A 15,191-nucleotide genomic window follows, 5' to 3' on the forward strand; every position below is an offset into this window, starting at 1 on the left:
GTTGGCGCGTTTTCAGCCGCTCAGTAGCGTTACTGGACGCCAGTGACGAGGTTCCGGACTTCGGTCCGATAGGTTTCGGGCTGGAGTCCGAGGTCGACATCGACGGTGACTGTGATGCCGTCGCTCAGGTCGTTTTCGACGACCTGCTCGAAGTTCTGTGCCGGGTACGCGCCCCCGGAAATGACGACGAAGTCGCCGTGGTGCCAGACGGCGAACATCGCCGAGATGTCGATGTCGCTGGCTGGTATCTCGACGGCCTCGTCCTCGGTCACGTCGAAGGAAATCCCCTCGAATGGGTACACGGCGGACAGTTCCACCGTCTCAGCTGTCTCTCCGGTGTCGATATCGATTGTCCCCTCGCCGGATTTCTCGATGTCGGTCAGCCCCTGCGCTTCCATCTGCTGTTCGAAGCTGTCGCGGGCGTTTGTTTTGACTTCCGCCAGCAGTTCCTCACGCCCCACGCCAGCCGGAAGATTGTCCAGATTGGGGCTGAAATCCACTCGGGTGGCGAAAAACACGGAGAGTGCAGTCTGAACCTGGTCAAGAGTACGGTCGGCGACACGCTCCTGTAGCTGTTCGTCGACGTACTGAACCGTACTGGAGACGGCCTCGACCGAAACCGGGCCGTAGCTCCGGTCGAATACTGTTTCCGAGGACTGGGCCGTTTGCGTCCAGCCACCGTCGTTCAGTTGCGCTGTCGGAACGTCCGGTGGCGGTGCCTCGGCTGCGGCCAGAAACGAACACCCCGCAAGCCCGGCAGTTCCAAGGGTGGCTCCGGCGAGCAAGTAGTCTCGACGATTCATGTCCGAGGAAGGCTACAGCCATGGAAAAGCGTGCTGGCCGATTATCAGGAGTTTCCCAGAAACAACTACGACGGTGTTTGGCAGAGTTCCACGGAGTATATGAGTACACAAACCATGATAATCTCTATGGACCTGCTATCCGAGAAACTCGTTCCGGAGCACGCACACGAGGTCAAGGAGGAGGCTCGGGAGTTCGCCGCGGAGCACATCGAGCCAGTCGCGGGTGAGTACTACGCGTCCGGGGAGTACCCCTGGGACGTGCTTGAAGCGGCGACGGAGGCCGGGCTCGTCGCACAGGATATCGGCGAAGAGTGGGGCGGGAGCGGCTACGACCTCCAGCAGATGCTTGCGATGGCAGAGGAACTGTACAAAGCCGACGCAGGAATCGCGCTGACGATCCAGCTCGCCAGCTTCGGGGCAGAAATCGTCGAGGACCACGGCGCGGACTGGCAGAAAGAGGAGTTCCTCAAGCCCGTCGCTGCCGGCGACCAGCTTACCGGTCTCGCCGTCTCTGAACCGGAAACGGGGAGCGACCTTGCTGGGATGACGACGGCCGCTGAGAAAGATGGTGACGAGTGGGTAATTAACGGCGAAAAATACTGGATCGGCAACGGTGTCGAGGCGGACTGGGTGACGCTGTACGCCAAGACCGGTGACGACCCGAACGACCGCTACGGGAACTACTCGATGTTTATCGTCCCGACAGACGCCGACGGCTACCACGCCGAGCACATCCCCGAGAAGATGGGCTTCCGGGCGTCCAAGCAGGCCCACATCGTGCTTGACGACTGCCGGATTCCGGAGGAGAATCTGGTCGGCGTCGAAGGGGCCGGCTTCTATATGCTCGCCGAGTTCTTCAATCACGGCCGCGTCGTCGTCGGCGGACACGGTCTCGGGCTGGCCGCCGCAGCCATCGAGGAAGCCTGGGAGTTCGTCCATGACCGCGAAGCCTTCGGCAAGACCGTCGACGAGTTCCAGGCGGTCCAGCACAAACTGGCCGATATGCAACTCAGCCTCCAGTCCGCCCGGACCCTCACCTGGCACGCGGCCGAACGCGTCGCCAATCAGGAGAACTCCGGCTACTGGGCCGCACTAGCAAAGACCAACGCGACCGAAGCCGCAATGGACTGTGCGGAGAAGGGGATGCAACTCCACGGTGGGCGGTCCGTGCTGACGGAGAACCGCATTTCCCGCGTGTATCGCGATGTTCGGATTCCGGTTATCTACGAGGGAGCCAACGACATCCAGCGGAACCTCATCTACAAGCAGGCTCCGATGTAACGGAGAGAGTAGCGGTCACTGTCGATTGATTGCGTCGCAAACGGCGTGTTTTTCGCGGGAACACCACCCTTCGAGTGTTCTTTGGAGGAGCGTGGCTGGCCAGCTATCACTCCAGCGGCTGTTCACGACTGGACAGCCTGTACAGCCCGGATATACCAACCAGACAGGGATTACGCTACTGTACGAAGTCCATGCGAGTGATACTGAGTCGGTACACCACCCTACAAGTGTTCTGACATCACCAGACAGTTGACCCGACACCACCATACAAGTGTTCTATCACCACCCTGCGAGTGTTTCCAGTTCGACTACAGCCAGACCAGAATGGTGAACACGTGTTCACACACCACCCTGCAAGTGTTCGCACGGAAGGTGTGCAAGCGTCTGAATCTACGAAAACACCACGCTGCAAGTGTTTTTGTGGCGTTGTTCCGAGTTCCGATTCGCCCTTGCACACCACCGTGCAAGTGTTTCACGTACTGCTTGAGGTGTGTGAGAGTATGCTGAGACACCACCCTGCAAGTGTTCCAAAAGGCCGTTTTGGGCGGTTTTCCCGTCGGATCGGGTTCACACCACCCTGCAAGTGTTTTCGAAACGGAATACGTAGGGTCGTGGTGGAACCGGACGGACACACCGGTCTGCAAGTGTTCTACACACTGCAGCGGGGAACAGATACCAGATAACCGCCTGTTTGCACCCCCTTTCACTGTCTACTGTGGGGACACACACCACCCTGCAACTGTTCTGGACGCCACAATAGTTAGACCGCCGCTGAACACACACACACCACCGTGCAAGTGTTCTGCCGTGTGAGCCGACGGGGGGTGGCTACGTGAACTGCCAGAGGTTCTGTTGCTCGTCGTCAGTAGTGTCCGGTGCCTCGAACTCAGTCGCCTCGTCTTCCAGATAATGTTCGAGAATCCCGTTGACGTTACTCGGCACAGCATCGCTGTAGGAGGACTGGAGTGCAGCGTTGATGATGTCGGTCGGGTCATCAGTGACTTCATAAATATACTTGCGTCCGCCCTTGCGGCCAAGGTTGCGTTCCGCAGAACGGACCAGTCCCTGCATTGAGAGCTGGTCAAGGAACTCGTATATCTTCCGCTCGGATTTCACGCGGCGACCGCTCGACTCCGCGATAGAGGAATAGAGATTGTAGATCCGTTTTGTCGACGCCTCGTGTTTCGGCTCGATGAGTGCAAGCGTCGTGGCGAGATAGGTCAATGCTTGTTGTGAACTCAGATCGTGCTCGAAGTAATCCAGCAGTTCATCGGTTTCGATAGTGTCCGTCGCCCGCCGTGTATGTGCCTCCGTTACACCCTCTGCACCCTCCATCCGCGCGTACTCCCCGGCCTTTTCGAGGATTCGGAGTCCCTGCCGAACGTCACCGCGTTCCTGTGCAGAGAAGGCTGCTGCCAGCGGGACGACATCTTCGCCGAGCACGTCCTCCCGGAACGCGATGTCGGCGTAGTAGCCAAGAATATCTCGAAGTTCAGTCGCGTCATATGGGCCGAACTTGATCTCTCGCTCCCCCAGCGTCGATTTCACCTTGGGTTCCAGTACGTCGACGAACTTGAGGTCGTTTGAGATACCGATAAGTCCAACCTTCGCATCGGTGATCGGCGTGTTCTCGTTCGCTTCGGCCCGCGGCAGTTCGTAGAGAAAGTCGTTCCGTGCATCCGCAGGAATGTTGTCAATCTCGTCCAGAATAATAAGCACGTTCCCGCCCACAGCCTCTATCTCTTCGTAGAGGAACTCGAAGACGCTGTCAGTGCTGTAGCCGCTCTCCGGGAGCTGGTTCTCAGGATCCCGGAACTCGTTGACGAGCGTATTTACCAGTGCATACGCCGACCGGTAGTTCCGGCAGTTAATCGGACCGACAACGGTGAGCGGGATATCCTCAGCCTCGGCTTTCTCTTCGAGTTTATCTCGTACCCACTTTGTAACAGCAGTTTTGCCGACTCCTGTTGGACCATAGACGAAGACGTTGTTGGGGTCGTGGCCGACAATGACATCCTGAAGTGCGTTGATGTAGAATTCGATTTCCTCGTCGCGGTGAAAGATCGTATCCGGCGTGAACGTGTCTTTTTTCAGCGGTTGTTTTCGTTCGAAGATCGAATCAGTCCCGTCGAACGGGTTCTCGTTCACGTCGACCATCGTATTCCACCTTTTGAGTGGCTCTATATAAAACCAGTGACCACCGTTCAAGTGTTTCAAGTGTTTTCACGCCGAACAGTCACACACCACCCTGCAAGTGTTTCTCCGCTCCCACTCGAAAACAGTTACGAGCGGCCTGCTACACCGATACCTGACTTAACACACTTGATTCCTGCGATTCTTCATTCTCTAGTCAATGACTAGATATGGAACTAGATATTATTTTTATATCTTATGGTATATGCAATATAGTCTGGTTACTGTTGAATAGCACAGTCTATAGAATCTACTTCGGAAGGGGTCTGTAACGGCTAAATCTATGTATTCAGGTACAGTACCGACCACACAGTCTCGGCGAGACAGAACAATCTCCACTCTATTTAAATATAGTGACGTGGTTCCGCCACTCCCCGCCCCCACCCCCTGCAAACCCCGAGAACACTTGCAGGGTGGTGTGTGTGGGTCCCGCTCTGTCACGAATATTTTGGCAGAAATCTCACTCAATGTCCACACGGCATGAAACCCCATTCCACAGCGAAATGCGGCTGGTGCACCGAGCCAGCCCACTGCGCACGGCATCGTCTTTACTTTGTGACAGGCCGTAGACACTGTATGGACGACCTCACAGTGACATTCATCGACCGAGGCCGCGTACAGGCTGACCGAAACTTCGTCGTTGACGGCCACAGCGTCGCGACAGCCTCTCACCGTGACCCGGAGCACGAGTACGAAACGTACGTTGTATGGAACCTCATCATCGAGACGCCCGAGCTAACCGTCCTCTGGGACACCGGCTCTCACCCAGAGGCCGGCGACGGGTACTGGCCGACGCCGCTGTACGAGGCATTCGCACACACCGATGCCGCCGAGCATGCCCTGCCGGCAGATCTCGAAGATGCGGGCTACAGCATCGACGAGATCGATGCCGTCGTGATGAGCCACCTGCATCTGGACCACGCTGGCGGCCTGCGCAATTTCGCGGGAACGGACGTGCCAATCTACGTCCACCGCGAGGAACTCCCATACGCGTACTACAGCGCCAACACGGACGACGGTTCTATCGCTTACCTCGCCAGCGATTTCGACCGCGACCTGAACTGGGAGATCGTTCACGGCGACAGCTATCACCTCACCGATGGTATCGAACTGCTTCACCTCCCTGGCCACACCCCAGGGCTCATGGGTGCATTCATCGACCGCCCGGACCAGTCGCTCCTCGTCGTCGGCGACGAAGCCTACGTTGAGGCGAACTACGCGGGCCAACCAATGGCGACAAGCCTCCTGTGGAACAACGGCGCGTGGAAGGAGAGCCTCGAACGGTGCCGCGACCGCCAGCGGGCCACGGGGGCTGAAGTCCTACTCGGCCACGACCTCGGGGTGTTTGAGGACGTAGCCGGGGCGACAGACTGAGACGCGGTTCGTTGGGTCAGTCCGAGACAACGACGAGCGTTCGGCGCTCGCCGTTTTCAGTTGCCACGATCCACCGGTTATCGTGCCGCTCAACGACTGCCCACACGCCGAAAAACAGGTGTAACTCCAGTTCGAGACCGTTGACGCGTTCGCCGGTCTCTTCGATACGGAACTCCCGGGACGCAGCAACGTTCGTCATGTCACAGACGAGATGGCAGCCAACGGCGTGCCGTGGCAGTGGCCGCGTTGGCCCGTTTGCGCGCGGCTGTCACTGTTCGAGATAGCCGTACGTCTCCTCCAGATAGTCGATGATCCAGTCGACCGTCGACTCGTCGTAGGTCCAGAAGCCGTAGAACTCGCGCGGTTCGCGCTCCTCGGCCAACAGGGCGCATTTCTGGGTCGGGTCACCCCCGCCATCGAACACGACGAACCACGAGTCGGCGATCTCGTTCGACCGTTCCAGATGCAGCGAGAACGTACTGTACTCGGGCGGTTCGACGTCAGGGACGGCATAGGCGTGAACATCCACGTCGGTCTCACCCAGTCGTTCATAGAGGTCGAGTTCGCCCTGAAGCGTCGAGAGTGTCTGAAAGCCGGCGTGCAGGGTTCCCTGTCCCACTCGCCATGCGCGATCCTCTATTTCGCGCGATGCGGCGGTCATCCGTTGAATCGACCACGAGGTGAACATGGTCTCATCAAGGTGGTCGAGAATCGACACGTACGGGCTGTTGTCACGCGTGATGTACTGCCGACCTTCGTTGAGCGCGTCCGTGAACGAGTTGAGGCTCGCGGCCGCGATCACCTCTGTGTCCTCGCTGAGGGTGATAAACTCGCCCGGTCGTCCGCTCTCGGTCTGCTCGGTCTGAACGTGGACGTTACGGTCCGCGAAGCGCTCGCGAAGGTCCTCGGCCGCTGTCGGCCCGGCGTTAAAGATAGTCAGCGTCTTCTGATGGTCCTCGACGCCGGTGATGAGTTCCGTTAACGACATCTTCGACTGTACATCGGTATTCACCGTGTTAGTCGTTGCGGGAGGGAGTTACGCGACTTACTAGTAGCGGCTGACACGTGTGGGTTAGCTGAATATATCGACCCTATGAATCTGTCTCACTAGTGACGAACCCCCATTTCGAAAACGGCAATCTGAGGTGCCTGAGCCGAAAGATAACGATTAATGAGTGGTGACATAGTGGAAAATCTTTAGTCATGGCCCCCCAACGGAATGATACGGCACCAGAGCTGGGGCCGAGGATTTCACCATGACAGACAACGAACTAATCTGGCGAATCGCCGGTGGTTCCGGTGACGGAATCGACTCGACAAGCCAGAACTTCGCGAAGGCCTTGATGTGGTCGGGGCTGAACGTGTTCACACACCGTCATTACCCGTCGCGTATCCGCGGCGGCCACACGTACGTGGAAGTACGTGCAAAGGACGAACCGGTACAGTCCCGTGGGGACGGCTACAACTTCCTGCTGGCACTGGGTGACTCCTTCGCCCGGAACCCACAGGAAGAGGCCTACTACGGGAAAGAAGAGCTCAAACCGCTGTACGAGAACTTCGACGACCTCCGAGAAGGCGGCGTTCTCCTCTACGACGAGGGGCTGCTCGACGACGAGGATGTCGACGAAATCGGGCTCGAAGAGGCTGCCGAGGAGAACAACTGGCACGTCGTCCCGATGGACCTCCGCGGCATCGCCAAGGAGCACGGCCGCGAGATTATGCGGAACACGGCCGGTATCGGCGCGACAGCGGCGATTCTCGATATCAGCACCGACGAGTTCGAGAAACTCATCACACAGAATATGAGCGGCGACATGCAGGAGGCGAACCTTAACGTCCTGCACGACGCCTACGAAGCCGCCAGCGAACTCGATGTCGACCACGACATCGAGGTCCCCGAGGGCTCCCACGACGAGGAGCAGGTCATTCTCTCGGGCTCGAACGCCATCTCCTACGGCGCAATCGACGAGGGCTGTCGTTTCATCTCGGGCTACCCCATGACTCCGTGGACCGACGTGTTCACGATCATGTCACAGCATCTGCCCGAGTTCGGCGGCATCTCCGAACAGGTCGAAGACGAGATCGCGGCCGCTGCGCTGGCGCTCGGTGCATCCCACGCCGGCGTGAAGGCCATGTCCGGGTCCTCCGGCGGTGGCTTCGCGCTGATGTCCGAACCGCTCGGACTGGCAGAGATGACCGAGACGCCTATCGTGCTGGTCGAAGCGATGCGGGCCGGCCCCTCGACGGGGATGCCGACCAAGCCCGAGCAGGCTGATCTTGAGCACGTCCTGTACACCTCACAGGGCGACTCCGCCCGCGTCGTGTTCGCACCGGCGAACATCCGCGAGTGTTACACGCAGACCCGCTCGGCGTTCCGCATCGCCTACGAGTACCAGATCCCGGTCATCGTTATCTACGACCAGAAGATTCAGGGCGAACTCCGAAACCTCCCGGCCAGCCACTTCGACGAGGAGCCAAACGCCGATCCCGGCTCGGTCCTCACCGAAGAGGAGATTCAGGACGCCGCACACCACTCCTCCGGGAAGTTCCAGCGGTTCCTCCACGAGCCCGAGGACGGCTCGAACGTCAGCCCGCGCTCCGTGCCGGGCCAGAAGGACGGCCGCTTCCTCGCGACAGGCAACGAGCACAACCCATCGGGTCACATCAGCGAGGACCCCGAGAACCGCATCGCCCAGATGAACCGTCGGCTCAACAAGCTCGACGACATCCGTGCTGATCTGGACGAGAACACGTCCCACCAGACTTACCACGGACCCGAGGAAGCCGACTACGGCATCCTCGTGTGGGGCAGCCAGCAGGGGACCGTCTTCGAGGCCGTCGACCGACTCAACGAGAACGGCCACTCCGTGAAGGCGCTTGGCGTCTCCGACATGGCTCCGTACCCGAAGGAAGAAGTCTCTGAGTGGCTCGAATCAGTCGACGAGGCACTTGTCGTCGAGATGAACGCGACGGCCCAGTTCCGCGGTCTTACCCAGAAGGAACTCGGCAAGTACGGCGACAAGCTGTCGAGCTTGCTCAAGTACAACGGCAACCCCTTCGAGCCCGCCGAGATCGTCGACGGGTTCGAATCCAGCATCGACGGCGAGGAACTCGCCGCGAGCAACATGAAGTACGTACCCGCGGCAGGTGACTAACCTATGAGTGCATTCTCAGCAATCAACGAAGAACGCGAAATCGAGCGCGACGAGTTTACACCCGGCATCGAACCCCAGGCGACTTGGTGTCCGGGCTGTGGCGACTTCGGCGTCCTCAAGGCGCTCAAGCAGGCCATGCCGGAAGTCGGCAAGAACCCCGACGAAGTCGCGCTGTTCACCGGTATCGGCTGTTCGGGGAAGCTCAACAGCTACTTCAACAGCTACGGCTTCCACACCATCCACGGCCGCTCGCTGCCCGTCGCCCGGGCCGCGAAGCTCGCCAACCCCAACCTCGAAGTCATCGCGGCCGGTGGGGACGGCGACGGCTACGGTATCGGTGGGAACCACACCATCCACACGGCCCGTGAGAACCACGATATGACGTATATCGTGTTCAACAACGAGATCTTCGGGCTGACAAAGGGCCAGACATCCCCGACATCGCCGAAGGGCCACAAGTCAAAGACACAGCCCCACGGCTCGGCGAAGTCGCCGATCCGCCCTCTGTCCCAGCAGCTCAACGCCGGTGCGACCTACATCGCCCGGACCGCGGCTGTCAACCCGAACCAGGCGAAGGAAATCATCGCCGAAGCCATCGAGCACGACGGCTTCGCGCACATCGACTTCCTGACCCAGTGTCCGACCTGGAACAAGGACGCGAAACACTACGTCCCGTACACGGACGTCCAGCAGTCCGACGAGTTCGACTTCGACGTCTCGGACCGCGCGGAAGCCGCCGAGATGATGCGAAAGACCGAAGAGCGACTGTACGAAGGCGAAGTGCTCACCGGTCGGATGTACATCGAAGACGAGCGCCCCTCCTACGGCGAGGAGAAGCGCCAGATCGGCGAAATGCCCGAGGAACCGCTCGCAGAGCGGTACTTCGACGAGGACGCGGAGTGGGAGCGGACCTACGACAACCTCCTCGAACACCACAAATAAGGCTCGCTGCCGGACTGCGGATACCCCCCGAACGTGGGTTTCTGGTTCGGAAGATATTTTTTCATGCACCGAAAAGATTAGTGCATGAGTGCCGAGTCTACGGAGCGTCGAATCCTGTCGGTCCTTGAACAGGACGCACAGGCCTCGTACGCAGAAATCGCAGAGCGAGCGGAGGTATCGAAGCCGACAGTCCGGAAATACATCCAGAAACTCGAAGAGGAGGGTGTCATCGTCGGCTACTCCGCCGATGTCGACCCGAAGAAGCTGGCGGGCCAGTCGATTGCGCTGGTCGGCATCGACATCGCGAGCGACTGCTACGTCGAAGCCACGCGGAACCTCAAGGAGATTCCGGAGATGGAGGAACTGTACACGTCTAGCGGCGACCATATGCTGATGGCGGAAGTCCGGGCGATGGACGGTGACTCGCTGGCGGACGTCATCGAAGACAAGATCCTCGCTCTCGACGGTGTTACCGCCGCACATCCGTCGTTTCTGCAGGAACGGCTGAAGTAACGGGTTTTTAGACGCTCCAGTGCTGACTGCACGGTATGCTTTCTCGGCTGGTGCTCGGACTCGGGCCGACGGCCGCGGACCTTCTCGACGCGATTAGCGACGACCGCGGCGAGCTGGCGGTCGTGACTCAGGACGAGCACCGTGCTGAAACGCTCCGGGCGGACGGCATCAACGTGCTCGAAGCCGACCAGGCCGACCCATCTGTTCTCGCCGACCTCGACTTTCACCCCGAAAGCATCATCGTCGCCAGTGAGGATCCCAAACAGAACGCCGACGCGGCAACGGCCGCGCGTGACTGCTTTCCCGATGCGTTCCTCCTCGCATACGCCGGCCACGGCGCGACAACCGACCAGCGCGACCGGCTTGACAGCGTGGCGGACCGGCTGGTCACACCGGAGACCGTCGTCACCGACTACGTTACCCAGTCGGTCGGCGACGAAGGAACGCGGGCCAGACAGCTCCATCAGGTACTGCGTGACATCGACGACCATCTCGCTGTCGTCATGCACGACAATCCCGACCCTGACGCGATTGCCAGCGCTGTCGCCCTCGGAGCGCTCGCTGAACGAGCCGACTGCGAGGTGACGATCTGTTACTACGGGGAGATATCCCATCAGGAGAACCGGGCGTTCGTCAACCTCCTCGAGTTTGACCTCCGAAACCTTGACGCCGATTCACCAGACGAACTGGAAGCGTTCGACGCGTTTGCGCTAGTTGACCACTCCAGAGCCGGTGTCAACGACCAACTCCCGCCGGAGACCCCCATCGACATCGTCATTGACCATCATCCGCCACGCGTTCCGATCGAAGCCCGCTTCGTCGATCTCCGAAGCGGCGTCGGGGCGACGAGCACACTGCTGGTCGACTACCTCCAGCGGTTCAACGTTGACATTCCGACACCTATCGCAACGGGCCTGCTGTTCGGCATTCAGGTCGACACGAAGGACTTCCGCCGGGAGGTCGCTGCCGCGGACTTCGAGGCCGCCGCGCATCTCGTGACGAACGCCGACATGGCGACGCTCCAGCGAATCGAAGACCCAAGCGTGAGCCCGGAGACGCTGTCGGTCATCGGCCGCGCGATTACAAACCGCGATCAGGAGGGCTCAGTGCTCCTGACTGGTGTCGGTGAGATCAGTGACCGGGATGCACTCGCACAGGCGGCTGACAGGCTCCTCGACCTCGAAGGCGTCCAGACGACGATGGTGTACGGCGTCGTCGATGGGACAATATACGTCTCCGCTCGGGCACGTGGGGCAGATATCGACCTCGGCGAGGCGCTGCGGGACGCCTTCGGACAGATCGGGTCCGCGGGCGGTCACGCCGATATGGCGGGCGCACAGATCGACGTGGGGATGATCACCGTCGACGACCGCGAGGAATCACTGGAGGAGATTGTCCGCGCTATCGTTTCCAATCGGTTCCTCGACGCTGTCCAGTCGCGGTCCCACCGGCTGCTTGGGCGCGTCTACGCCCGTGCTGACTACGACGTGGCCGCGTTCACGGAGTCGACGGCGCTTAGTCAGGACAGCGACGACACCTCAGCGACGGCCGAAGGCGCATCTGGAGAGGCTGGTGACGACGGCACAGCGGACTGGAACAGCGATGTGATGTTTCTGGAGAACGGCGACGAAGACGGTGGTGACGAGCCAGACCAAGCAGCCGACGCGGCTGAACCGACAGACGACGAGGCAGAACAGGGAGAGGACAGCCCGGAAACGCTCGTCGAACCCGACGACGGCGAACCGCTGTAGGCGAGCCTTTTTTGCTGTCGGTCGAGAACCCAGTGCCGATGGAGGATTCGAATCGCCCGACGGTCGGGGACTATATGACACGCGAGGTTGCCACCGTCGAACTCGACGACACCGTGGGAGAGGTCGCCCGACGAATCGCCGACAATGACCACTTCAGCGGGTTTCCGGTGACTGACGGCCGCCGGGTCGAGGGATTCGTTAGCGCGCGCGACCTGCTGCTCGCAGAGGACCACGAGCCGATGTTCCGCGTGATGACCGACGATATCCTTGTGGCACATCCAGACATGGCCGTGCAGGACGCGGCGCGCGTTATCCTGCGGTCGGGCATCCAGAAACTCCCGGTTGTCGACGACGCCGGCCATCTTGTCGGCATCATCTCGAACGCCGACGTGATCCGTTCCCAGATCGAACGGGCGACACCGGGCAAGGTAGACAAGCTCGGCCGGACGCTCGAGAATATCCACGGGATCACGACACACGAAGGCCGCCGTGAGGTGGACCTCGATGACCTGACGCCAACACAGACAACGGTGTACGCCGACGAACTCGAAGGCCGGGTGTACGAACTGGAACGGGGACTGGCGGAACCACTCGTCGTCATCGACAACGGCGGAGACCTCCTGCTGGCGGATGGCCATCACCGCGTGAAAGCCGCTGCCAGACTCGACATCGACGAGATGGACGCCTACGTCATCGTCCTCGATGAGACGGTCGAACTGGGGATGGCCGAGACGGCTGCAGACTCCGACCTGGAGTCAATCGACGATATCGAGGTCGTCGACTACGCACACCACCCGCTCGTACAGACAACGGAACGACTCCAAGACTAGTCCCTAGCGGTGTGATCGACGGTAGCACCCCGCTTTGCCCGAACCTTCTTACTAAATCATGACATACACCGGAGTATGTTCGACGAGTCAGACCTCCAACGAATCCGCGAGCAGAAAGACGAGTGGGAAGCCGAGACACTGGACCCCGTACTGGACGCTTACGGCGAACGCAAGGAGCGGTTCGCGACGGTCTCAAACCTCGATGTAGACCGGCTGTATACGCCACGCGACGTGGATGGCCTCGATTACGAGGAAGATATCGGCTTCCCCGGCGAGGAGCCGTTCACACGCGGTGTCTATCCGACAATGTACCGTGGCCGGCAGTGGACGATGCGACAGTTCGCGGGCTTCGGGACCGCTGATGAAACCAACGAGCGGTTTCACTACCTCATCGACGAGGGCCAGACCGGGCTCTCGACGGCCTTCGATATGCCGACGCTGATGGGGATCGATTCTGATGACGTGATGGCCGACGGCGAGGTGGGCAAGGAGGGTGTCGCCGTCGACACACTGGCGGACATGGAACGGCTGTTCGACGGCATCAATCTCGGCGAGGTGTCAACCTCTTTTACTATCAACCCCAGCGCTCCCGTCATCTATGCGATGTACATCGCGCTGGCCGACCAGCAGGGCGTCCCACGCGAGGAAATCCGTGGGACGCTCCAGAACGATATGTTCAAAGAGTTCATCGCACAGAAAGAGTGGGTCATCCCGCCAGAGCCGTCGCTGAAGCTTGTGACCGACACCATCGAGTTCGCCAGTCAGGAGACGCCGAAGTTCAAGCCCATCTCTGTGTCGGGGTATCACATCCGGGAGGCCGGCTCGACAGCGGTACAGGAGCTCGCGTTTACGCTCGCGGACGGCTTCGCCTACGTCGAGGACTGTCTGAACCGTGGGCTGGATGTCGACGAGTTCGCCCCACAACTCTCCTTTTTCTTCAATTCACACAACTCCATGTTCGAGGAGATCGCGAAGTTCCGCGCGGCCCGGCGCATCTACGCCCGGGTAATGGGCGACTGGTACGACGCGGAGGCCGACGCGAGCAAGCAACTGAAGTTCCACACCCAGACCGCTGGCCAGTCACTGACTGCCCAGCAACCGCTGAACAACATCGTCCGCGTGACGATTCAGGCCCTCGCGGGGGTTCTCGGTGGAACCCAGAGCTTGCACACCAACAGCTTCGACGAGGCGCTGGCGCTCCCGTCCGAACAGGCGGTTCGGGTCGCCCTCCGGACACAGCAGATCATTGCGGAGGAGTCGGGGGCCGCCGACATCGTCGACCCGATGGGCGGCAGTTTCGCCATCGAGTCACTGACCGACGAGGTCGAAGAGAAGGCAATGGCCTACATCAATCACATCAGAGACGAACTTGGAGACGGGTCGGTCCGGGACGGCGTCATTCAGGGGATTCAGGACGGCTACTTCCAGCGTGAGATTCAGGACGCTGCCTACGAGTATCAGCAACGCGTCGAGAGCGAGGAAGAAGTCATGGTCGGCGTTAACAAGTACACCGTCGAGGAAGACACCGAACCCGAGATTCTCACCGTCGACGAAGACGTACAGGAACGCCAGCGGGACAAGCTTGCGACGGTCAAGGCAGAGCGCGACGACGCGGCTGTGGAAGCGGCGCTCGATGACCTACGGCAAGTGGTCACCGACGGCGGGAACGTCATGCCCATCATCATCGACGCGGTGAAAGCCTACGCGACGATGGGCGAGATTATGGCTGTCTTCGAGGCAGAGTACGGGAGCTATCAGGAAACGGCCAGTGTCGCGTAACGGCGCTCTCGTAGCACGCTGCCCGGACCTGTCGAGTCACGATAGGCGTCTCATCGCAGTGCGTTCGTGTTGCTTCGTCGAAAACGCCGCTGATCACCGTGTCGCTCTGGTCACGAACTGGCCGCGTCGTCGATTCGCTCGGAGACGTATATGACGAGGCCAAGCAACACGCCAAGGACGATACCGATAGTGACAAACCCGTAGATAGCGACACCGAACGGCGTCGGCGGCAGTGCGATTACACCGAACAGTTCCGGTTCGAGGTCCTCCGGACGAATGCTTCCAAGGACGAACCCCATCACACCGGCAAGCACAACGATAGCAACGTACAGGCGAAGGACGATTTGCTGCCCGGATCTGGCCTCGGCTGACTCGCTCATGTGAGACCAACGGCTCGGAGACGATTAGCCTTTTTCACTTCCACGCCGTAGCTATCCTATGTCACAGAAAGAGCTACTGTTTCTCGTCCTGACCGGAATCGCGCTCATGATGTTCGTGACGGCTATGGTACTGGTCTCTGGCGCAAGCTAACAGGCACTGTCCGTTCTGGCTGCGAACGAAAAGAAGCGG

13 protein-coding genes are annotated in these 15,191 nt (G+C 60.0%); 8 read left to right on the forward strand and 5 right to left on the reverse strand.

Annotated elements, in window-relative coordinates; translation table 11 throughout:
• Nucleotides 1–29: 29 nt before the first annotated feature.
• A complete protein-coding gene (locus RR_RS09600) occupies nt 30–803 on the reverse strand; it encodes a DUF6517 family protein (protein ID WP_004956656.1) in 774 nt (257 codons plus the stop codon).
• 126 nt (nt 804–929) lie between these two features.
• Here RR_RS09600 and RR_RS09605 point away from each other — a divergent pair, with 126 nt between their 5' ends.
• Complete coding sequence (locus tag RR_RS09605) at nt 930–2,084, forward strand: acyl-CoA dehydrogenase family protein (RefSeq protein ID WP_004956660.1); 1,155 nt, start codon at nt 930–932, stop codon at nt 2,082–2,084.
• Nucleotides 2,085–2,912: 828 nt separating this feature from the next.
• Here RR_RS09605 and RR_RS09610 read toward each other — a convergent pair.
• Complete coding sequence (locus RR_RS09610; protein WP_004956661.1) at nt 2,913–4,241, reverse strand: Cdc6/Cdc18 family protein; 1,329 nt, start codon at nt 4,239–4,241, stop codon at nt 2,913–2,915.
• Between the two features lie 612 nt (nt 4,242–4,853).
• On the opposite strand from RR_RS09610, the gene RR_RS09615 reads away from it, so the two are divergent.
• Nucleotides 4,854–5,651, forward strand: a complete 798-nt coding sequence (locus tag RR_RS09615) for an N-acyl homoserine lactonase family protein (RefSeq protein ID WP_049938868.1) — start codon at nt 4,854–4,856, stop codon at nt 5,649–5,651.
• A gap of 16 nt (nt 5,652–5,667) precedes the next feature.
• Here the strand turns inward: RR_RS09615 and RR_RS09620 are convergent, their stop codons facing one another.
• Both RR_RS09620 and RR_RS09625 read right to left on the reverse strand, forming a co-directional pair.
• Nucleotides 5,668–5,850 carry a hypothetical protein gene (locus RR_RS09620; protein WP_007188902.1) on the reverse strand — a complete coding sequence of 61 codons (183 nt, stop codon included), beginning with the start codon at nt 5,848–5,850 and terminating at the stop codon, nt 5,668–5,670.
• 69 nt (nt 5,851–5,919) lie between these two features.
• Complete coding sequence (locus RR_RS09625) at nt 5,920–6,639, reverse strand: DICT sensory domain-containing protein (RefSeq protein ID WP_004956670.1); 720 nt, start codon at nt 6,637–6,639, stop codon at nt 5,920–5,922.
• Between the two features lie 268 nt (nt 6,640–6,907).
• Between RR_RS09625 and RR_RS09630 the strand changes: the two genes are divergently transcribed.
• From RR_RS09630 to RR_RS09655, 6 genes are all read left to right on the forward strand, one after another.
• Nucleotides 6,908–8,806 (forward strand): 2-oxoacid:acceptor oxidoreductase subunit alpha, encoded by a 1,899-nt coding sequence (locus tag RR_RS09630; RefSeq protein WP_004956672.1) that lies wholly within the window; start codon nt 6,908–6,910, stop codon nt 8,804–8,806.
• A 3-nt stretch (nt 8,807–8,809) separates the two neighbouring features.
• The gene (locus tag RR_RS09635; RefSeq protein ID WP_004516277.1) at nt 8,810–9,748 is read left to right on the forward strand and encodes a thiamine pyrophosphate-dependent enzyme; all 939 of its coding nucleotides are present in this window, start codon (nt 8,810–8,812) and stop codon (nt 9,746–9,748) included.
• Between the two features lie 84 nt (nt 9,749–9,832).
• A complete protein-coding gene (lrpA1, locus tag RR_RS09640) occupies nt 9,833–10,261 on the forward strand; it encodes an HTH-type transcriptional regulator LrpA1 (RefSeq protein WP_011223529.1) in 429 nt (142 codons plus the stop codon).
• Between the two features lie 35 nt (nt 10,262–10,296).
• Entirely contained in the window at nt 10,297–12,012 is a 1,716-nt protein-coding gene (locus tag RR_RS09645) for a DHH family phosphoesterase (RefSeq protein ID WP_011223530.1), read from the forward strand.
• A 38-nt stretch (nt 12,013–12,050) separates the two neighbouring features.
• A complete protein-coding gene (locus tag RR_RS09650; RefSeq protein ID WP_004956686.1) occupies nt 12,051–12,842 on the forward strand; it encodes a CBS pair associated ParBc domain-containing protein in 792 nt (263 codons plus the stop codon).
• Nucleotides 12,843–12,917: 75 nt separating this feature from the next.
• A complete protein-coding gene (locus tag RR_RS09655) occupies nt 12,918–14,621 on the forward strand; it encodes a methylmalonyl-CoA mutase family protein (RefSeq protein ID WP_007188906.1) in 1,704 nt (567 codons plus the stop codon).
• A 110-nt stretch (nt 14,622–14,731) separates the two neighbouring features.
• Here RR_RS09655 and RR_RS09660 read toward each other — a convergent pair whose 3' ends face one another.
• A complete protein-coding gene (locus RR_RS09660) occupies nt 14,732–15,001 on the reverse strand; it encodes a DUF7520 family protein (protein ID WP_004956692.1) in 270 nt (89 codons plus the stop codon).
• Nucleotides 15,002–15,191 lie beyond the last annotated feature (190 nt).

Origin of the sequence: Haloarcula marismortui ATCC 43049, from assembly GCF_000011085.1 — an archaeon.
Classification (GTDB): domain Archaea; phylum Halobacteriota; class Halobacteria; order Halobacteriales; family Haloarculaceae; genus Haloarcula; species Haloarcula marismortui.